This window comes from Branchiibius cervicis (assembly GCF_042661605.1).
GTDB classification, from domain to species: Bacteria; Actinomycetota; Actinomycetes; order Actinomycetales; family Dermatophilaceae; genus Branchiibius; species Branchiibius cervicis.
Genome location: NZ_JBHSWJ010000002.1, coordinates 1,663,855 through 1,682,388 on the forward strand (window position 1 = coordinate 1,663,855; position 18,534 = coordinate 1,682,388).

General features: G+C 69.4%; 16 protein-coding genes. 3 read left to right on the forward strand and 13 right to left on the reverse strand.

The window, feature by feature from the left end; genetic code table 11:
- Window positions 1-157: 157 nt before the first annotated feature.
- The 3 genes from coaE to rpsA all read right to left on the reverse strand — a co-directional run bounded on the left by coaE (window position 158) and on the right by rpsA (window position 3,459).
- On the reverse strand, window positions 158-1,354 hold the full coding sequence (gene coaE / locus ACFQBT_RS08795; protein ID WP_377822016.1) for a dephospho-CoA kinase: 1,197 nt from the start codon (window positions 1,352-1,354) through the stop codon (window positions 158-160).
- Between the two features lie 21 nt (window positions 1,355-1,375).
- Window positions 1,376-1,810 carry a hypothetical protein gene (locus ACFQBT_RS08800; RefSeq protein WP_377822018.1) on the reverse strand — a complete coding sequence of 145 codons (435 nt, stop codon included), beginning with the start codon at window positions 1,808-1,810 and terminating at the stop codon, window positions 1,376-1,378.
- Window positions 1,811-1,998: 188 nt separating this feature from the next.
- Window positions 1,999-3,459, reverse strand: coding sequence for a 30S ribosomal protein S1 (rpsA, locus tag ACFQBT_RS08805; RefSeq protein WP_377822020.1), 1,461 nt, complete (start codon window positions 3,457-3,459; stop codon window positions 1,999-2,001).
- 93 nt (window positions 3,460-3,552) lie between these two features.
- Between rpsA and ACFQBT_RS08810 the strand changes: the two genes are divergently transcribed.
- Window positions 3,553-4,353 (forward strand): class I SAM-dependent methyltransferase, encoded by an 801-nt coding sequence (locus ACFQBT_RS08810; RefSeq protein ID WP_377822022.1) that lies wholly within the window; start codon window positions 3,553-3,555, stop codon window positions 4,351-4,353.
- Window positions 4,354-4,484: 131 nt separating this feature from the next.
- On the opposite strand, the gene ACFQBT_RS08815 is transcribed toward ACFQBT_RS08810, so the two are convergent.
- The 5 genes from ACFQBT_RS08815 to ACFQBT_RS08835 form a co-directional block, all read right to left on the reverse strand.
- Entirely contained in the window at window positions 4,485-5,495 is a 1,011-nt protein-coding gene (locus ACFQBT_RS08815; RefSeq protein ID WP_377822024.1) for a UDP-glucuronic acid decarboxylase family protein, read from the reverse strand.
- Window positions 5,492-6,682, reverse strand: coding sequence for a cell envelope lipid trafficking protein PgfA (gene pgfA / locus ACFQBT_RS08820; RefSeq protein WP_377822026.1), 1,191 nt, complete (start codon window positions 6,680-6,682; stop codon window positions 5,492-5,494). Before pgfA ends, ACFQBT_RS08815 begins: the two co-directional genes overlap by 4 nt.
- 28 nt (window positions 6,683-6,710) lie before the next feature.
- On the reverse strand, window positions 6,711-7,307 hold the full coding sequence (locus tag ACFQBT_RS08825) for a D-glycero-alpha-D-manno-heptose-1,7-bisphosphate 7-phosphatase (RefSeq protein WP_377822028.1): 597 nt from the start codon (window positions 7,305-7,307) through the stop codon (window positions 6,711-6,713).
- Between the two features lie 13 nt (window positions 7,308-7,320).
- The gene (locus ACFQBT_RS08830) at window positions 7,321-7,755 is read right to left on the reverse strand and encodes a D-sedoheptulose-7-phosphate isomerase (RefSeq protein ID WP_377822029.1); all 435 of its coding nucleotides are present in this window, start codon (window positions 7,753-7,755) and stop codon (window positions 7,321-7,323) included.
- Window positions 7,756-7,939: 184 nt separating this feature from the next.
- Window positions 7,940-9,025 carry a GHMP family kinase ATP-binding protein gene (locus ACFQBT_RS08835; protein ID WP_377822031.1) on the reverse strand — a complete coding sequence of 362 codons (1,086 nt, stop codon included), beginning with the start codon at window positions 9,023-9,025 and terminating at the stop codon, window positions 7,940-7,942.
- Window positions 9,026-9,052: 27 nt separating this feature from the next.
- Here ACFQBT_RS08835 and ACFQBT_RS08840 point away from each other — a divergent pair, with 27 nt between their 5' ends.
- Window positions 9,053-9,943, forward strand: coding sequence for an acyltransferase family protein (locus ACFQBT_RS08840; RefSeq protein ID WP_377822033.1), 891 nt, complete (start codon window positions 9,053-9,055; stop codon window positions 9,941-9,943).
- A 159-nt stretch (window positions 9,944-10,102) separates the two neighbouring features.
- Here the strand turns inward: ACFQBT_RS08840 and ACFQBT_RS08845 are convergent, their stop codons facing one another.
- Genes ACFQBT_RS08845 through ACFQBT_RS08855 form a run of 3 tightly spaced genes read right to left on the reverse strand, consistent with a single transcriptional unit; the run spans window position 10,103 to window position 15,143 of the window.
- Window positions 10,103-13,579, reverse strand: a complete 3,477-nt coding sequence (locus tag ACFQBT_RS08845) for an alpha-(1->3)-arabinofuranosyltransferase domain-containing protein (RefSeq protein WP_377822035.1) — start codon at window positions 13,577-13,579, stop codon at window positions 10,103-10,105.
- Window positions 13,576-14,289: a class I SAM-dependent methyltransferase gene (locus ACFQBT_RS08850; RefSeq protein ID WP_377822036.1), complete on the reverse strand. Its 714-nt coding sequence runs from the start codon at window positions 14,287-14,289 to the stop codon at window positions 13,576-13,578. The genes ACFQBT_RS08845 and ACFQBT_RS08850 overlap by 4 nt, the downstream gene beginning before the upstream one ends.
- A complete protein-coding gene (locus tag ACFQBT_RS08855) occupies window positions 14,286-15,143 on the reverse strand; it encodes a class I SAM-dependent methyltransferase (protein ID WP_377822038.1) in 858 nt (285 codons plus the stop codon). The genes ACFQBT_RS08850 and ACFQBT_RS08855 overlap by 4 nt, the downstream gene beginning before the upstream one ends.
- 95 nt (window positions 15,144-15,238) lie before the next feature.
- Here ACFQBT_RS08855 and ACFQBT_RS08860 point away from each other — a divergent pair, with 95 nt between their 5' ends.
- The gene (locus ACFQBT_RS08860) at window positions 15,239-16,474 is read left to right on the forward strand and encodes a glycosyltransferase family 4 protein (protein ID WP_377822039.1); all 1,236 of its coding nucleotides are present in this window, start codon (window positions 15,239-15,241) and stop codon (window positions 16,472-16,474) included.
- Window positions 16,475-16,543: 69 nt separating this feature from the next.
- On the opposite strand, the gene ACFQBT_RS08865 is transcribed toward ACFQBT_RS08860, so the two are convergent.
- Window positions 16,544-16,696: a hypothetical protein gene (locus tag ACFQBT_RS08865; RefSeq protein WP_377822041.1), complete on the reverse strand. Its 153-nt coding sequence runs from the start codon at window positions 16,694-16,696 to the stop codon at window positions 16,544-16,546.
- A 71-nt stretch (window positions 16,697-16,767) separates the two neighbouring features.
- A complete protein-coding gene (locus ACFQBT_RS08870; protein WP_377822042.1) occupies window positions 16,768-18,528 on the reverse strand; it encodes an MmpA family trehalose lipid delivery protein in 1,761 nt (586 codons plus the stop codon).
- Between the last annotated feature and the right edge of the window lie 6 nt (window positions 18,529-18,534).

An 18,534-nucleotide genomic window follows, 5' to 3' on the forward strand; every position in this document is an offset into this window, starting at 1 on the left:
GGTGCCGTCGTGATCTGACTCACAGTCGCCGACTGTAGCTGGCCCCCTCGCTCGATGGGGCGATCGGGGTCCGGCACGTTCGTCGAGGCTGGTCGGCACCGATGACCAGCCGGTGGCCCGATCCTGTCGAACCGGTGAACGGCCGGTCAGGAATTGGTCAGGACGGCTGCCAACCGGAGTGGCCGGACCATTCCCGGGCGCGCTCGAAAGCCTGGTCGAACCACGGCTCCTTCGCCTCGGCGTACTCCCCCGTCGTCGCACTGGATGCCGCCAACGAACGCTTCAGCTCGACGTACGCCGCCCGCTCGCCTGCCTCGGCCCGCAACCAATCACGGAACAGCAGGGCCGCCGTCCAGCCGGCCGAGCCGATCTCCCGCACATGGACGTGCACGATCCGTCCGGGATCGCTTCCCCCGTGAAAACGCTTCTGCCAGTTGGCAACATCCGGCGACCAGGACTTGGGCGAGTCCCAGGTGTTGCCAGCCATCCGCGGGAACCCGGCCGCCGCGAGATCCGCGATAAACCCTGGCTCGTCGGCATCGACGAGCTGCGCCACGCCCACCTGGAGATCAATGACGTCCTTGGCGGCCAGGCCCGGTATCGACGTCGAACCGATGTGGTCGATCTGGACTGCGCGGTCACCCAGGACGTGCTGCAGCCGGTTGATGAGCCGTTGAGCCTGCGCGGGCCAGGTCGGGTCAGGCGGCACCAGGCGGGCGGGACCGGTCAGCGCAGCTCGGGTCCCGGTCAGCAGGTTCCGGTTGTACGGCGCGAGACGGGCGTCCCACACGCGGTCCACCGCGGCCGCCAGTTCGTCACGGGAGCCGTGGTTGGCCAGCCATACGTCGGCGACCGCACGCCGTTGCACCACGCCCGCCTGGGCTGCGATCCGGCTGCGAGCCGCCTGCGGGTCCATCCCCCGGTCACTGACCAGGCGGTCCTGCCGCACCTGCTCGTCGGCGTGCACCATCATCACCAGGTGGTAGTTCGGCGCCATCCCCAACTCCACCAGGAGCGGCACGTCGTGCACGACCACCGCCTCCGGCGGCGCGGCGGCAAACAGCTCCCGCGTCCTGGCCTGGATCAACGGGTGGGTGATCGACTCCAACGTACGTCGAGCAGCCGGGTCCTCGAAGACCACCGCTCCCAGCGCGGCCCGGTCGAGCGCACCGTCCTGCGCGATCACCGACGGCCCGAACGTCGCTGCGATCCGGGCGAGTCCGGGCGTGCCGGGTTCGACCACCTCGCGCGCAAGTCGGTCCGCGTCCACAACCACAGCGCCGCGCTCCAGCAGGCGTGCGGCCACCGTCGACTTCCCCGAGCCGATCCCGCCGGTCAATCCGATCCGCAGCATGGACCGACCCTAGTGCGGATGCTACGCGCCGAAGAATTCCTTCGACCTGGGCGAGGCAAGGGCGGCAATCACCAACGCCGCCACGACGGCCGTGACGATCGTGACGATCCGGCTGGTGGTATCGATGACGAAGATGGTGGCCATGATCAGGCCGATGATGTTCAGCACCGAGACGAAGATGACGATGACCCGCCAGGTGTCGTCACCGGCCCAGAGACCACGGGACGCCGCGATGTACATCAGCCCGATGACGATGGCGGCGATTCCGAGCAGCAGCAGTGTCGTGGCGTGCGGGACGTCAGGGCTCGCCGTCCCGAGTCCCTCTTGCGTGTCTTTGTTGTCATGGTTCACGATCAGCAGGATGCCGGCGATGATCTCCAGGATCCCGGCGACCAGCAGAAAGATCGAAACCGCCCCGACCGACACCGGACGCCGAAGCGTCGTCTCGTGACTCATGGGTACCCCTTCACAACGACACCGCGCAGCCGTGGCGGTGTGACCTGGTTAACGTTGGGACAAACCTAGCGTTACTGACCCGTAACTGGGCACCAACCACGCGCGGCGCACCCACGAAGCACCGCCACACGACGCTGCCCGCCCCGCAATTGCGGGGCGGGCAGCGTCTGCTGTGACGAAGCGAATCGTCAGTTGCCGGTGAGCTTCTCGCGCAGTGCGGCCAGCGCCTCGTCGGAAGCCAGCGTGCCCTCGACCGGCGCAGCGGCACCGGTGTCGGAACCGGACTCCGAGGAGAACGAGCTCGTCGTGGCGGCGGAGTCCGCGGCCTCGGCGTCGGCCCTGCGGGCCGCCTCGATCTGCGCCTGGTGCGATTCGTAGCGGGCGTGCGCCTCGGCGTACTCCTTCTCCCACTTCTCGCGCTGGGCGTCGAAGCCCTCGAGCCACTCGTTGGTCTCCGGGTCGAAGCCCTCGGGGTACTTGTAGTTGCCCTGCTCGTCGTACTCGGCCGCCATGCCGTAGAGCGTCGGATCGAACTCGGTGGCACCGTCAGCGGCCTCGTTGGCCTGCTTCAGCGACAGCGAGATCCGGCGACGCTCCAGGTCGATGTCGATGACCTTGACGAAGATGTCCTGGCCGACGGTGACGACCTGCTCCGGCAGCTCCACGTGGCGCTCGGCCAGCTCGGAGATGTGCACCAGGCCCTCGATGCCGTCCTCGACACGCACGAACGCACCGAACGGGACCAGCTTGGTGACCTTGCCCGGCACGACCTGGCCGATGGCGTGGGTGCGGGCGAAGTGCTGCCACGGGTCTTCCTGGGTCGCCTTCAGCGACAGGGAGACACGCTCGCGGTCCATGTCCACGTCGAGCACCTCGACGGTGACCGGCTGACCGACCTCGACGACCTCGCTCGGGTGGTCGATGTGCTTCCAGGACAACTCGGACACGTGCACCAGACCGTCGACACCGCCGAGGTCCACGAACGCACCGAAGTTGACGATCGAGGAGACGACACCGTCGCGGATCTGGCCCTTCTGCAGTTCCTTGAGGAAGGTCGTGCGGACCTCGGACTGGGTCTGCTCGAGCCACGCGCGGCGGGACAGCACCACGTTGTTGCGGTTCTTGTCCAGCTCGATGATCTTGGCCTCGATCTCCTTGCCGACGTACGGCTGCAGGTCGCGCACCCGGCGCATCTCGACCAGGGAGGCCGGCAGGAAGCCACGCAGGCCGATGTCCAGGATCAGGCCGCCCTTGACGACCTCGATGACGGTGCCGGTGACGACGCCGTCCTCTTCCTTGATCTTCTCGATCGCGCCCCAGGCCCGCTCGTACTGAGCGCGCTTCTTGGACAGGATCAGCCGACCTTCCTTGTCCTCCTTCTGAAGGACCAGGGCCTCGACCTCATCGCCGACGGAAACGACCTCACCGGGGTCGACATCGTGCTTGATGGAGAGTTCGCGGGAGGGAATGACACCCTCGGTCTTGTACCCGATGTCGAGCAGGACCTCGTCCCGGTCGACCTTGACGATGACACCTTCGACGATGTCGCCGTCGTTGAAGTGCTTGATCGTCGCGTCGATCGCGGCGAGCAGCTCTTCCTCCGACCCGATGTCGTTGATCGCGATCGGAGAGGTAGTAGTGGCAGTCATGTAGTAGGAAACCTTTAGATAAATGGAATGGAGTTGGGTGTACGCATAGAGCGCACCCAGCAAGCCTACTGATGTTGGGAGCACCGGGTCAAAATGAGTGATACGGTATCCCGCCGCCCTGCCGGTCACGACGAGACCGTTCATGCGAATCGCACGTGGTGGGACGCGGAGGCCGCCGAGTACGTGGCCGAACACGGCGGCTTCCTCGGCGACAGCGACCTCGTCTGGGGCCCCGAGGGCTGGACCGAGCAGGAACTGCAGTTGCTGGGCGCGCGCCCGGACGACCGGGTGCTCGAGGTCGGCGCCGGCGCGGCCCAGGGCAGCCGCTACCTGCAGAAGATCGGCGTACGGCGAGTCGTCGCCACCGATCTGTCGGCGGGAATGCTGGCGCAGGGCCGCCTGATCGACGGCTCGGCCGGCACGCAGCTGCCGATGGTGCAGTGCGACGCCACCAGGCTCCCCTTTGCTGACCGCAGCTTCGACCTGGTGTTCACGGCGTACGGGGCGATCCCGTTCATCGCCGATACGGCCACGGTGATGACGGAGGTCTACCGGGTGCTGGACGCCGGCGGCCGCTGGGTGTTCGCGACCACCCACCCCCTGCGCTGGGCGTTCCCGGACGCGCCCGGACCCGAGGGCCTGACGGTGGCCTCGAGCTACTTCGACCGCACGCCGTACGTCGAGCAGGACTCCACCGGCCGGGCGACGTACGTCGAGCATCACCGCACGCTCGGCGACCGGATCCGCGAACTGGCCGCCGCCGGCTTCGTCCTCAACGATGTGGTGGAGCCGGAATGGCCGGAACGCAACGACGAGGTGTGGGGCGGTTGGAGTCCCCTGCGCGGCAGGCTGATTCCCGGAACGGCCATCTTCGTGGCACACCGCCCGGACTGACGCGGCCGCGGTCGCTCCGCACCACGATTCGTGACGAAATCGCCACACGTTGCCGCGCCACAGCAACACCGCACCACGATTCGTGACGAAACCGCCACGGGTTCACGAGGCAGGAACGGCGCCGGGAAGTCCTAGTCCGCGGGCTGACCCGGCTCGCCGCGGGTCAGGATTCGTTGTGTCTGCTCCGGGCTGAGCGCCTGATCCGCGACCTCGTGTTTGCGGAACCACGCGATGGTGCGCTCCAGGCCGTCCTCGATCTCCACTCGGGGTGACCAGCCGAGCACCTGCTGCGCCTTGGTGGCATCGGGCCGTCGTACCGTGGGGTCGTCGACGGGTCGTTCGATGTGCACCACCGGTGATCTGGAATTGGTCAGCTTCACCACCCAGCCGGCCAGATCCAGCATGGAGATCTCGTGCGGATTGCCGATGTTGATCGGGCCCGGCTCCGAACTGTCCGCGAGGGCCACGATGCCGGCGACCAGGTCGTCGACGTAGCAGATCGACCGGGTCTGCAGGCCGTCGCCGCTCACCGTCACCGGCTCCCCCGCCAACGCCTGCCGGATGAAGTTCGGGATGGCACGGCCGTCATTGGGCCGCATCCGGGGGCCGAAGGTGTTGAAGATCCGCACGATGGCGGTGTCCACGCCGTACGTCGCGCGGTAGGCCATCGTCATGGCCTCGCCGAACCGCTTGGCCTCGTCGTAGACACCGCGCGGACCGACCGGGTTCACATTGCCCCAATAGTCCTCGCGCTGCGGGTGGATCTCCGGGTCGCCGTACACCTCCGATGTGGAGGCGAGCACGAAGCGGGCCGCCTTGTCGCGGGCCAGGTCGAGAGCGTGCATGGTGCCCTGGGATCCGACGCGCAACGTCTCGATCGGCAGCCGCAGATAGTCCACCGGCGAAGCGGGACTGGCGAAGTGCAGCACTGTGTCCACCGGACCATCGATCTGCAGACCGTCGACCACATCGGCCGTGACCAGGGTGAACCGCGGATTGTCCTGCAGCGCAGCAACATTCGAGACACGCCCTGTGCACAGGTTGTCGACGGCCACCACAGTGTCACCTCGGGCGAGCAAGGTTTCGCACAGATGGGAACCGAGGAATCCTGCGCCCCCGGTCACGACGACACGAGACGTCACTTCTTACGCAACTCGATCGTGTCGTCGCCGCTCCCGCTGCGGCGCTCGGCGCGCGTGGCGTACTCGTCGTCCCAGATCTCGTCGGCGTGCACGTAGCCGGCATCACGGTGCTCGGCGTCATCGTGGTTGGCGTCATCGTGGTCGGCGTCGACGTGATCGGCGTCGTAGGACCGGGTCTCGGCGTGCTCGGCGCGATGGGTGGACCCGTCCGGCCCGGACTCGTCGTCGGACCACTCGGCGTATTCCTCCTCGTCGCGACGGTTCAGCAACCTGGCCACCAGCGGCGCACCGAGAAGGGTCAGGACACCCAGGGGGCCGAGGATCCACGGCATGATGTGCAGGACCTTTAGCAGGAACGCCTTCTGGCCCCAGTAGTCGGTGTTCTCCTTGATCGTCGCCGGCGTCATGACCTGGGTCGTGTCGACTGCCAGCGCCGGGTCGTGACCCGGAATCTTGAACCGCTGCACCTGGTGCTCCGAGGCCTTGATGAAGACGCCGGTCTGCGGTTCGACCCACAGCATGCGGGTGTTGGCGTAGGTGCGGTCCGCATCCTGACCCGGGCTGCTGGCGCCCAGGCCGAAGATCGCCCCAGGGACTTCCTGCTTGCGGAAGGTTGTCTCCGGCACGGTTCCCTCGAATTTGTACACCTCGAGACCGTTGATGCTCTCGGTGGACACGTACTTCATGTCCATCGTGCGTTTGAGGGTGTCGTCCCAGTACGGGTAGGTCGTCTTCTGGGTGCCGAACGGGAACTTGATGGTGTAACCCTCGACGGTCGCCGGCTGGTCGCCGTTGATGCCGTCGTTGACGGTGGTACCCGACCATTCCTTCGGCAGGCCGGTGTTGCGGTCCACGGCGTACCTGGAGGAGTTGGCGGCCATCGGCGGCGGGGTGTTGTTGTTGTCGGTGACCTGCCACTTGTTCAGGATCACCTTGTTGCCGCCCAGCTTCTCGCTGGCCGCCTTGTCGGCGGCGACCACCAACGTCGTGGTAACCGGGCCTTCCTTGTAGGACAAGGTGTCCGCGTCGAAGAACTTCGCGTTCTGGTCGTTGAGGACCTGACGGGTGTTCTGGTCCAGGGGGATGATCGCCAGTTTGTCGGGAGCCCAGAACTTCAGACCGAGGGCCATCACGATCAGAAAGGCCCCCAGGCCGATAAGGAAGGGGAGCGCCAACTTGCGCAGCATGCTGCGTAACCTCCAACGCCGGACGGACTTACCTACCGGACAGTAGCAGGATCGATGCGATCCACGTCACACGGCGCGCGAATCTGGGATATCCAATGCGCTCACCGTCAACCCGGATGCGCCGAGGCGCACCCCGGACGTCCGCGGACGCCGCAGCGCCCAGGTCGGAGTCCTGGTCGCCGAAGAGGATGCACCGCGCCCGATCCGCCCAGGGCGCGCGAGCCAGGGCCAGCTCGAGCAACCCGGGTGCCGGTTTGCGACAGCGGCAGGTGCCCGTGTCATGCGGGCATACCTGCACCGCGTCCAGGTGCGCTCCGCCGTTCGCGAGCCGGCGGACCAACTCGCGCTGGACGCGCAGGAGGTCGGCCTCCCGCAGGGCTCCCGTAGCGATGCCGCGCTGGTTGGCGATAAGCACCACCCGCGCCCCGCTGTCGTTGATCGCGCGAACCGCCGCCACCGCATCCGGCAGCAGGATCAGGTCGGCCGGCCGGTCGACGTACCCGGGCCGGTGCTCGTTGAGGGTCCCGTCGCGATCGAGGAAAACCAGGTCGTACGGCGCGTGCGGGTCGGCCGCCGGGATCGGGCCGGCGGCCCGGCCCAGGAGCTCGTCGTCGGTGAGGGTCACGGACGGTTGCCGGTCACGGCTGGCTGAGCGCGTCCACAGCCTCGCACCATGCGTGCGCCCACATCATGTGCACTTCCTGGACACGCGGGGTCTGGTCGCTGGGCACGACCAGGACGTGGTCGGCCCGGCCATGCAGACCCTCACCCTTGGCACCGGTCAGCACGATCGTGAGCAGGCCGTGCTGCGCGGCGACGTCGAGGGCGGCGAGAATGTTCGGACTGGTCCCGCTGGTGGTCATCGCAAGAAGGACGTCGCCCGGCCGGCCATGCGCCAGGATTCCCCGGGTGAACACCTGGTCGTAGCCGTAGTCGTTGGCGATCGCGGTGACCGACGACAGCGACTCGGCCAGATTGAGCGCGGGCAGGGGTGCGCGGTCCTGCACGCACTTGCCGATGAACTCGGCAGCGACGTGGCTGGCGATCGCTGCACTGCCGCCGTTGCCGGCCACCAGCAACGCTCCCCCGCCGCCAGCGCTCCGACCAGCGCCGTCCCGGCAGCGTCCACCCGCTCGGTCAGGTCGGTAGCGGACAGTGCCGTTGCCAGTTCCTGCCACGAGCGGCCGGCATCGCCCGATGCGGCAGCGACCGCGCGTGCGATGTCGCCGGTGGTCCGCTGGGTCAAGGGGTGGGTCGTCATCGTTGTCCTCGCCACGTGGTGACGCCGTCGCCGCTGAAGGTGACTTCCTCCAGGCGTAGGCCGAGCTCCAGCAATTGTGCGGCAACGATGTGCCGCCGCTCGAATTCGCAGATGAACAGCAGATAGCCACCCCCACCGGCGCCGGTGACCTTGCCGCCCAGGGCGCCGTGCGCCAGGGCACGTCCGATCGCCTCGTCGATGAGCGGTGTCGCGATGCGGGCGGACATCTTGCGCTTCTCGGCCCAGGCCTGGCCCAGGAGCCGGCCCAGTTCGTCGACGTTGCCGCGGACCAGCTCCTCCTTCATGGCGACCGCGAGCTGTTTCTGGGCGCGCAACCCCTCCAACGCCTCGGCGTTGCCGGTCTCGTACCGGTGGACCTGGTCATCGATGATGTGGTCACTGACCCGCGTGGCGCCGGTGAAGGCCAGCAGCATGTTGTGCTCGAGTTCGTGGACCGTGCCCGGCCGCACCCGCAACGGGTTGACCAGCACCTGGTCACCTGTGAACTCCATGAAATTGAATCCGCCGAACGCCGCTGCGTACTGGTCCTGCGATCCGCCCGGTACGGCAAGGTCCTCGCGTTCCAGCCGGTAGGCCAGGTCGGCGATCTCGTACGGCGTGAGGTCGACACCGCAGTGTGCTGCCACCACCCCGATGACCGAGACCATGACGGCGCTGGACGAGCCGAGACCCGAGCCCGGAGGTGCCTGCGTGTGGATGAACAGGTCGAACCCCGATGTGGGGATCGCGCCCTCGAAGTCGCGTAGTCGCGCGATCGCCGCCTTCGGCAGGTCCAGGTTGCCGTCGAACTCGACCTCCTCGTCGACTCCGAAGCCGACCGCGGTGCCGAAGTCCACCGAATGCACCGAGATGCGTCCGTCGACGCGCGGGCGCAGGGTGCAGAACGCGAAGGCCGAGATCGTGCCCGACAGCACGGCGCCACCCTCCCGCTGCGGGAACGGCGCGACGTCAGTCCCGCCCCCGGCGAAGGACAACCGCAGCGGTGCACGCGCCCGCAGCACCGGACGCGTCGGATGCTGCGCCCCGGCCGGCGTAGCTGGCGTGATGTCGACACCGGTCATGACGCGCCTTCGGGTACCTTCCAGTTGATGGGTGGGCACGACGGTACCGGAGGCAGTGGGCGCTTCCCGCTGGTGGACGCGGTCCGCGGTCTGGCCGCGGCTTTCGTCCTGGTGGCCCACGTGTCCTTCTGGACTGGAACCAGCGCGCTCGACGTACCGGGCGCCGTCCTGGCCCGCGGCGACAGCGGGGTCGCCATCTTCTTCGTGCTGTCGGCGATGTTGTTGCTGCGTCCATGGATCACCGGCCGGGCCGGCGGACGCACCTACTGGGCGCACCGGCTGATCCGGATCTACCCCGCCTATCTGCTGGCCCTGGCCGGGGTCCTGGCGGTTGCGGCCCTCCTGCCGACGCAGACCGGCGGCCTGGGCGGGGTCGGCAAGGTGGTGGCCCACCTGTTCTTCCTGCAGGGGTACACCGACGACCAGTACCAGGCCTTCACCCAGACGTGGAGCCTCACGACCGAGATGACCTTCTATGTGCTGGTCCCCCTGATCGGTATCGCATTGGGCCGGTTGGCTCGTCGCAGCGACCGGGTGGTGTTCGGCACGCTGGCGGGTATCGGCGTACTGGGCGTGTTGTTGCAGACGTTGTCGACGGTCTGGTCCAGATCCGGAAACAATTGGGCTGCAGGCGTTCTCGGCCGCAGCGTATTCGGGCACCTCGCCTGGTATGCCGCCGGTGCCGCGCTCGCCCTCCTGGTGAGCGGCCCCCGGGAACGATGGGAACGGGTCGCCGGACGGCCGGCGGCCTGCGCGGCCGCAGCACTGTGCATCCTGCTCGTCACGGCCACCCCGCTCGGCGGCCCGGTGGATCTGCACCTGCCGACCCCGGCGCAGGCCGCGTTCAAGGAAGCCGCCTACGCGCTGTTCGCCGGATTGTTGGTGCTGGCTGCGATGGGCCGACCGCGGGGGACCTGACGACCACGGTCGTGGACACCGGCCTGGCCCGCTGGGCCGGAGACATGTCGTACGCCGTGTTCTTGTGGCAGGTGCTCGCGCTGCAGGTGCTCTACATCGTCACCGGCCAGCCGGTGCTGACCGGCTCGTTCTGGCTGGTCCTGATCGCTGTCAGTGCCGTCACGCTGCTGGTGGCCTCGGCGTCGGTGTACCTCGTGGAGCAACCGTTGCTGCGCTGGGCGCATCGCCGGTGGCCCACCGGGCGGCCAGCAGTGCCAGCGTCACCGTCGACACCAGTTGCCCGCTGATCGCACCGAACGAGTACCGATCCACCACCCCGAACGCCGATAGCAACACTCCGGAGAGCACCAACGCGCCCGCCGCCGCCTGCCCCCGGTACCGCGACGGTACGGCGAGTGCGATCGCCGCCGCCGCGACTCCCCACAGCCCGCTGGTCAGCACCGCGACAACGGTGGCCGCCGCGACCGGCAGGACCCGCGACACAACAGGGACACTCGACCCTGCGCCCACCCTCTCCGGCGCCCTGTCGTCACCGGAGAGGGACACTGGACCCGGTCGTCGCCCCCCAGGGGACCGCGCGGTGCCCGCCCACAGGGCCAGTAGCACGAGGACCGCCAGCGCGCCGAGCCCCAGACCGATGCGGTGCAGGGTATTCGGGGCGAAGGTGACCGTGACGTCCTTCGGCGCGATGCCGGCCGGCAGGACGAAGCCCTGCTGCCAGCCGTCCAGGGTCACGGGGGTGAGAGCGCGTCCGCCGGCGTGCGCCTGCCAACCGGCATTCGCGCCCTGGTGGGTGGTCAGGTAGCGGCCCGCGCCTGCTGCCGGCATCGCGCCGAGAACGACGTGCTGCACGGTCGCATCCGTCCCCGCCGCAGCCTCGACCGCGACGGTACCGGTCGGGACCTGCACCGCGCCACCGCCGCACGACGTGGCCTCGACCGATGCTCCGTCGGCGATCTGCCGGGCGGTGAACGAGACCGACAGCGGGATCCGGCTGGCACCCACCGTGACGGAACCCGCTGCACCGCAGGCAGTTTCACCAGGTTTGCTGGCTGCGACAGGCCTCACCCAGGCACGCACGGTGGTGTGTCCGCCCGCGGCGACCTGGACCTGCCGCGACAACGTGCTCGGGTCCTCGGCCGCGCGGGTGAGCAGCACGGCCTGCTGCGCGGTGTCGACCGTGCCCGGCAGCCGCAACGCCGTGCCGAAGCGCGTGCCGGGAATGCTGACCTCGGCGATCCCCATGGGCACCTGGTCGGCGTCGGTGTGGTCGGTGTCCGTGCCGTGCCCGCTGTCCAGCGTGATCGAGACCGGACCTGCGGCGGCACCGGGAACCGGGAACCGCACGGTGCCCTGCCCTCCGACGGCTACGGACTGCGACCAGCCTCCGACGCGCACCGTCACCTGCCGGGGAAGGGCGAGAGCACTGCCCTGCGCCAACAGGATCGTCACCTGCCGCACGGTCACGGAAGGGTCGACGCGGAAGGTGAGGGTCGCCGTACGCGATTGGCCGGTGGTGCGCCAGGCGGTGGCGGGATCGCCGTCAAGGGCCGACCAGGGGGCGTACGCCGGACCGGCGTAACCGTCGGCGAACGGATCGGAGGCATCGGACGTCGCCGCGATGCCGGTGAAGCCCTCGAAGACGCGGGTGGTGTGGTCGGCAGGGTCGTTACTGGACGCCAGGTCGAGCCCGCCGACGCGGGTGGGCCCGGAGTCCGAACCGGGCAGCGTGGGCGTGAACGCCAGTTGCGCCGGCACGCCGTTGTTGTAGGCCCGCCAGCGAGCGGTGTCGGTCACGACCTGGGGATGGTCGTCGGTGAGCAGGAGCGCCTGGTCCGACCCCAGCAGCTGGGTGCCCAGCAGATCGCCGGCCGACTCCGGGCTGCCGGCCACCCGGATGGCGCCGGTGTACGCCGTCGCCGCGGAATCGCTCACGTCCCATAGGTCGATGCGCTGGACCCCCGCACCGTAGTCGCCGGTCCGGCGAAAGCCGGTCGAGCGGCCGAGGGTGGTCTCGACCCGGTCGGCGGACAGAGCGCGCGCCGCGGTCGAGACGTCGTGCCGCACCACGACCCGGGTGATCCCCATCCGGGACAGGGTCCGCGCCAGGTCCGGTTGGGCGACGCCGCTGGCGGCCAGCTGGTCGACCCGATCCAGCAACCGGGTCGCGCCCGGGTGACCGAGCGGAGCTGCCGCCCGGGTCACGATCGGCGACTGCGCGAGCGCGCTCAACGGCTCGTCGGTGGTCTTGCCCCAGACGAACTGCGCGGTGCGGGCGGCGGGCAGCACCAGCGTCGAGCCGCCGTCCTGGTCGGCAGCCGCATCGACCGCGGCGGCGACCTGCTGCCACGACGACGGAATGGCCTCGTAGGCAGCGGCATCGCCGAGGCGGCCGACCCACACCGGCGTCGCCGCGATCAGTACCAGCGCGCCGAGACCGAAGCGGCGCAGCGCAATTCGCCGTTCGCCGCAACGTTGCCAGGCGGTCCACAGGACGGCCAGCCCCAGGCTCAGCGGCAGACGGAGCAACGGATCGGCCTTGTGCACGTTGCGCAGCGGCGCCAACGGGCCGTCCAACAGATCACGCACCGGACCCGCGACCGGCGAGCCGACGACCCCGTCGTGACCGATCACCATCGCGAGCGCGCCGATCAGGACACTGAGTAGCGCCCAGCGGGCCAGGTGGCCGCGGAGCCGGACGATGCCGACGATCCCCAGACCGGCGACGGCGCAGGTGGCCAGGATCGCGACGACGGTCTGCGCAAGCACCCAGCCGCTCTGCCAGACGGGGTGGTTCTCGGCGTCGAGGATGAAGGCGACCCAGTCGTTGGCGCCGCGCAGCGTGTTCGGCGCCGAGGTGACGGCGGTCGTCAGCGAGGAGGTCTCGATGAAGTCCAGGAACGGGTAGGCGTACCGTCCCAGGACCAGCAGCGGGATGAGCCACCACAGCCCGCCGAGGAATGCGCCGCCGGCCCACCACCCGATCCGGCGGCGTCCCGTGGGGTGGGTGAGCAGGAAGAGCGCCGGAAGTACCAGGACGGAGGCGGAGGCCGCGGCGTTGACCCCGCCGAGCGCCGTCGTCAACAGGCCGGTGACTGCTGCGGCGTGCAGCTTCTGGCGCCGGGCGGCCGCCGGGTCGGTCAACGGCAACGCAGCGACGACCAGCCAGGGCGCCACGGCCATCGGCCACGCTTCGACGGAATTGTTCGCCAGCACCGTGAGGATCCGGGCGCTGAACGCATAGGCCAGCCCCGCGATGGCACCGGCTTGCGGTGTGCCCAGGCCCAGCCGCGCGGTCAGCCGCATGACTCCGGCGCAGGCGAGGACCAGCAGCAGCGACCACCACACCCGCTGGGTCATCCAGGCGGGGAGGTGCAACCACTGCCCGATCGCGAAGACCGGGCCCATCGGGAAGAGGTAGCCGTAGGCCTGGTTCTGCAACTCGCCGAGACCGGCGTGGTCGTTCCATGCGGTGAGCGCGCGGGCGAGGTAGCGCACCGGCGAGATGGTCAGGTCGGTCTTGGTGTCCGGCTGGATCAGGCGCGGCGCCACCAGCCAGGGCAGGACCGCCACCGCGACGAGCACCCAATGACGCCGACACCACTCCCCTGCGGTCACCACCGCGCTGCGCGTCATCGTTTCCGCAATACCAACAGCAGGTTCCACGTCACGATCTCGCGCAGCCCGGGCAGGTTCAGGACCCAGCGCAACGAGTCGGGCAGATAGCGGGGACGTGCGACCAGAACTTCCGCGGAGCGCTGCGTGCGGGCCCAGTCCAGCCCGGTTGCGACACTCACCTTGAACAGCGTCGACCCCACCCGGTTCTTGGGTGCGTGGCCTTCGCGCTTCTCGTATCGGCGTACGGCGAACTCCCCGCCCAGCCAGTGCCAGGGCGAGGTTTCGTGCCCGCCCCAGGGCGAGAGCCAGTTGGTGTAGGACAGCAGGAGCAGACCGCCGGGACGTACGACGCGCAGGAACTCATCGCCCACCGCACGGGGGTGGGCGACGTGCTCCCAGAGGTTGCTGCTGAACACGATGTCGATGCTGTCGTCGGCGAACGGCAGCTGCGCTGCCTCAGCAACGATCCCGCCGTCGCGGACCGACGCGACGCCCGGGTCGCGGTCCAGGGGGATGTAGCGCGCACCGGCCGAGCGGAACGCGCGGGCGAACTCCGCCGGCCCGGCGCCGACGTCCAACACCGTCCGCCCCGTCAGACTGGTCCAGTCCTGGACGTCTGCGACGGAGTCCTGCGCCAGCGCGCCGTAGAACACCTCGGGCTCGGTCTGCTCGACCAGGAAGGACCGGAACAGGTGCACCGACCGGCGCAGGTCGCGCCGGCGGGTCACGTCGGTCTCCGGGCGACCAGCAGCAGCGATGGGCGGCTGAGCGGCTGAGCGGTACGGCGCGCGAGGACCCAGGGTGCCGACAGGGCCGCGCGGACCAGGACGGAACGGTCGGCGAGCGCGCCGGCCGGTCTGGGACCCCGGCGCCGGGCCGCACTGGCGGCGTCGGTGACCAGGGAGTCCAGCCGCGGGCGACGCACCTGCACATCGTGCAGCCCGGCCCGGTGCGCCACGTCGGCCAGGCTGTCGGCGGAGAAGAACCGCACATGCGTGGGGTCCTCCAGCATCCACCAGTCGCTGCCCCAGCGGCGCAGTCCGTCGCTGTCGCCGGCAGGGGTGAGGAAGGCCAGGGTGCCCCCGGGACGAACCAGTCGGGCCGCCACCTGCATCGTGCGCGCTGGATCGCGGACGTGTTCGACGACGTGGATGCCGAAGACCAGGTCGGCGGCCGTTGTGTCGACGACGTCGGCCCCGAGGTCTTCGACCGCTACGGGACTCAGCCGGCCGGAGGCTGCCACCACCGGGTCGACGGCGACGTCGAGCTGGTCGGGATCGGCCCCTGCGACACGGGCGCCTGCGTCAGCGAAGGCTCGCAGCAGTTGGCCGCTGCCGTAGCCGATCTCGAAGACGGAGGTGGGCTTCTCGGGACACGCCTGCTGCAGCAACCGGTGCGTCAGCAGGAGTCGCAGCCGGTCCAGGTGGGGTTCCCCGCCGTATGCGGCGGCGCGGTGCTGCGCCGGCGCCAGGGCGACGTCACGGGTGAGGTGGCCACACGCCGTACACCGCGTCAGCTGGTTATCGGGGTCCAGAACCCACGCGGCGGCCGGGGCACCGCACACCTCGCACCGCGAATTCATGACCTCATCCTGACGTGCCGCCGGCGATTGCGGCCTGCGGGGTTTCCTGGCGTACTCTACTGGCCGGTAGTGTCCTGAATCACAGGGAGCGAGTGGTGGGCGAGAAGGCAGCGGGGGCGCCGCACCTGCGGGTGCTCTACCTGTCCTGGCGTGACCGGGAGAATCCGGAGGCGGGCGGCTCGGAGACCTTCGTCGAACGCACCGCAGAGGTGCTCACCGAACAGGGCCATGAGGTCACCCTGTTCACCAGCCGCTTCCCTGGAGCGGCGCGGCAGACCCGGCACGGGAAGGTGCGGGTGCTGCGCCGGGGAAACCGCTTCACCACCTACCTGTCCGGGCTGGTGCACACCGCGCGGCATCGCCGGGCCTACGACATCGTGATCGACGTCCAGAACGGGGTGCCCTTCTGGTCGCCGCTGGCTGCGGCGGTCCCGGTGGTCGACGTCGTGCACCACGTGCACCGCGACCAGTGGCACACCTTCTTCCCGCGCCCGGTCGCCGCGCTGGGGTGGTTCCTGGAATCACGGGTCGCGCCGAGGGTCTACCGTCGCAGCCGTTACGTCACGGTGTCCGAAGCGACCCGGGAGGAACTGGCCGACCTGGGTATCACCTCCGATCGCGTCGACCTGATCTACTCCGGTAACGATCAACCCGACGAACCCGAGCGGTTCGCACTCATGCCGCGCAGCGATCGACCCAGCATCGTGGTCCTTGGCCGACTGGTGCCGCACAAACAGGTCGAGGTGGCCATCGACGTGGTGGCGGCGCTACGTGCTGCGGGTCGGGACGTCGATCTGCACGTGGTGGGCGCCGGCTACTGGCAGAACGCGCTGGAACAGCACGCCGTCGCTGCTGGCGTCGAGGACCTGGTCACCCTGCACGGATTCGTCGACGAGGACACCAAACACACCCTGCTCGCCTCGGCGTGGCTGGTCCTGATGCCCTCGGGCAAGGAAGGCTGGGGTCTGACCATCGTCGAGGCCGGGCTGCACGCAACGCCCACCATCGCCTTCCGCCACGCCGGCGGCCCCAGGGAATCGATCGTCGACGGCGTCACCGGATATCTCGTCGACGACGTGGACCAGATGACCCGCCGGACCCAGGAGCTGCTGGAGAGCCGGGATCTGCGCGAGAAACTCGGCGCCAACGCCCGGGAGTTCGCGATGAGCTTCGACTGGCTGGACACCGGAAGGGCACTGGAGCAGACGCTTCTGTCGGTCCTGGGGTATGCGCCCCGGCCGGTGAGCGCCGCGACGTCGTTCCGCCTACGCAGTTCCGGTCCGGCGGCGCCGCCCCGGGTCACCGAGGATCAGCACTCGTCGGTGGCCTGAGGCGGGCCGGAGCAAGAACGAGGGCGCGTCCCCCGGAGGGGAACGCGCCCGGTTCGACCGACGATCGACCTACTGGTCGTAGCTGATGACCTTGCTGTACTTCTGCGGCTGCTGGATCGAACTCTGCTGAGCCACGATGCCGAATACTGATCCGGCGGCGATGACGATCCCGCCGAGAGTGCCGCCGATGATCCACAACGCGCGGTTTCCGCCACTGCCCACTACCGGACTCCATCCCGTCGAACCGCGACCGCGTCGCGGAAGTTACTTGACCGTCATCATAGTCATACACATCACATTCGCGCTCGTCCGACGCTCCCGCCGACCCGCAGTATCGAGGCCGCGGCAGCCAGGACGACGGCGATCGTGAGCCCGGCCAGGCCGACCCAGCGCCACCAACCCGACGCACCGACGCGCGTCGCAACCTGGCCCAGATCGTATAAACGCAGATGGCCCTCGGCCGCGATCGGCGTACCCAGCTCGGGTAGCCGTCCGACCGCAGGCTGGTCGGTTTGCACCAGCACCCAGCGCACTCCCTGCGCGCGCAGCACGGCCACCAAATCTCCACTGGCCAGAGCGGAACCGATGGCCGCGGAGGCGGCACTTTCACCGCGCACCACGCGGTCCGACAGCGGCAGATCGTCGTTGACCAGGACCTGCCGGTCGACCAGACGCTGCCAGGGATCCAGCACCGTGCGATCGGCGTTCCAGGCGTACTTGCGGTACAACGTCCACGGGAAGACCGCCACCGAGCCCGGCGCGGACCCGTTGAGACGGTCCGCCATCGCAAGGAACGAGTCCGGATACTGCACGGCGGCCCACCGCGGCGCGGTGTGAATGCACTGTTGCGGATCGGTGGAGGAACGCACCGTGCAGGTGCGACCGCCACCCCAAGCCATCCCCGGTAGCGTCGCCACCGGCCACAGGGCCACCGCTGCCGCCACCAGGGCCACTGCCAGCGTCGGCACTCCGGTCCGGCGACCGCTGGTGACCAACCACTCGATCAACCTGCCCGCACCGAGCGCGACCACGATCATCCACACCGCTGCGAATTTCTGCGCATCGCGGATCAGGCCACCGCCGGGGACGTGGGTGATCACCCAGGTGACCGCCTGCTCGCCGCCCGGCACGGCACTCGCGCCCGCGATCCCCAGGCCGATGACCGCCGCAACGAGCAGCCCGCGCACCAGCGGGTCGGACCGGTCCTCGGGGCGACGCAGCAGCGCCAGGACGCACACCGCGACCACGACCAGCGTCAGGACGGCCACCGCCAGGACCTGCCGGCTGCCGAACCACCACGCCTGGCCCCAGATTCCGCCCCCACTGAGCAGTGAGCCCCATACCCCGAGCGGAGTGTCCGGCCGGGCCATGAACGCTTGCGCGCCGGCCGGATCCGCGTCGCCCGACGGCGCGAGGGTCAGGAACGGCCACCACCACGCCGCATTGGCCACCAGGAACGCCGGAACGATCCAGCGCAGTTCGCGCCACGCGGGCCGGGTGGCCGCCGGCACCAGCAGCACCGCCAGCAACACCAGCGCCGCCAGGATCGCACCGGTCGAGCCGGTCAGCGCCACCACGACGATCCAGGTTCCCAACCGGATCCGGGCGGCGCGGCTCGGATCCGCGCGAAGCTGCCGAGCGGCGTACGCGATGAACGGCAGACACGCGTATCCGAGCAGGAAGCCCCAGTGACCGATCGCCAGCCGCTGGGCCACCCACGGGTTCCAGGTCGCCGCCAGCGCTGCCCCCGCCGCGCCCCACGGCGTCCGGGCCAGCGCGGCAGTCCCCGCACCCGCGCCCACGAAAACCAGCACCAGCAGGACGTGCTGGACCACCCACCCCGGTACGACATGGGAGGCCAGCGCGACCACCAGATCATTGGGTACGGCGCGTGGCACCGAGCCGTCGATGCCCAGTGTCCGATCGCTGAGTCCCAGCCTCGGCACGAACACCATGTCGTAGAACAGCAGGTACCCCGGCTTCAGCGCGGGACCAAGTACCGCAGCCGCCGTGAGCAGCCCCACGATGGCCCCGATCCAGCGGCGCTGCCTCACGGCCAC

Excerpts from the sequence above, each read along its gene's own strand:
- coaE (WP_377822016.1), bottom strand. The coding sequence starts at position 1,354 with ATGCTGCGGATCGGATTGACCGGCGGGATCGGCTCGGGGAAGTCGACG.
- ACFQBT_RS08800 (WP_377822018.1), bottom strand. The coding sequence starts at position 1,810 with ATGAGTCACGAGACGACGCTTCGGCGTCCGGTGTCGGTCGGGGCGGTT.
- rpsA (WP_377822020.1), bottom strand. The coding sequence starts at position 3,459 with ATGACTGCCACTACTACCTCTCCGATCGCGATCAACGACATCGGGTCG.
- ACFQBT_RS08810 (WP_377822022.1), top strand. The coding sequence starts at position 3,553 with ATGAGTGATACGGTATCCCGCCGCCCTGCCGGTCACGACGAGACCGTT.
- pgfA (WP_377822026.1), bottom strand. The coding sequence starts at position 6,682 with ATGCTGCGCAAGTTGGCGCTCCCCTTCCTTATCGGCCTGGGGGCCTTT.
- ACFQBT_RS08835 (WP_377822031.1), bottom strand. The coding sequence starts at position 9,025 with ATGACCGGTGTCGACATCACGCCAGCTACGCCGGCCGGGGCGCAGCAT.
- ACFQBT_RS08840 (WP_377822033.1), top strand. The coding sequence starts at position 9,053 with ATGGGTGGGCACGACGGTACCGGAGGCAGTGGGCGCTTCCCGCTGGTG.
- ACFQBT_RS08845 (WP_377822035.1), bottom strand. The coding sequence starts at position 13,579 with ATGACGCGCAGCGCGGTGGTGACCGCAGGGGAGTGGTGTCGGCGTCAT.
- ACFQBT_RS08855 (WP_377822038.1), bottom strand. The coding sequence starts at position 15,143 with ATGAATTCGCGGTGCGAGGTGTGCGGTGCCCCGGCCGCCGCGTGGGTT.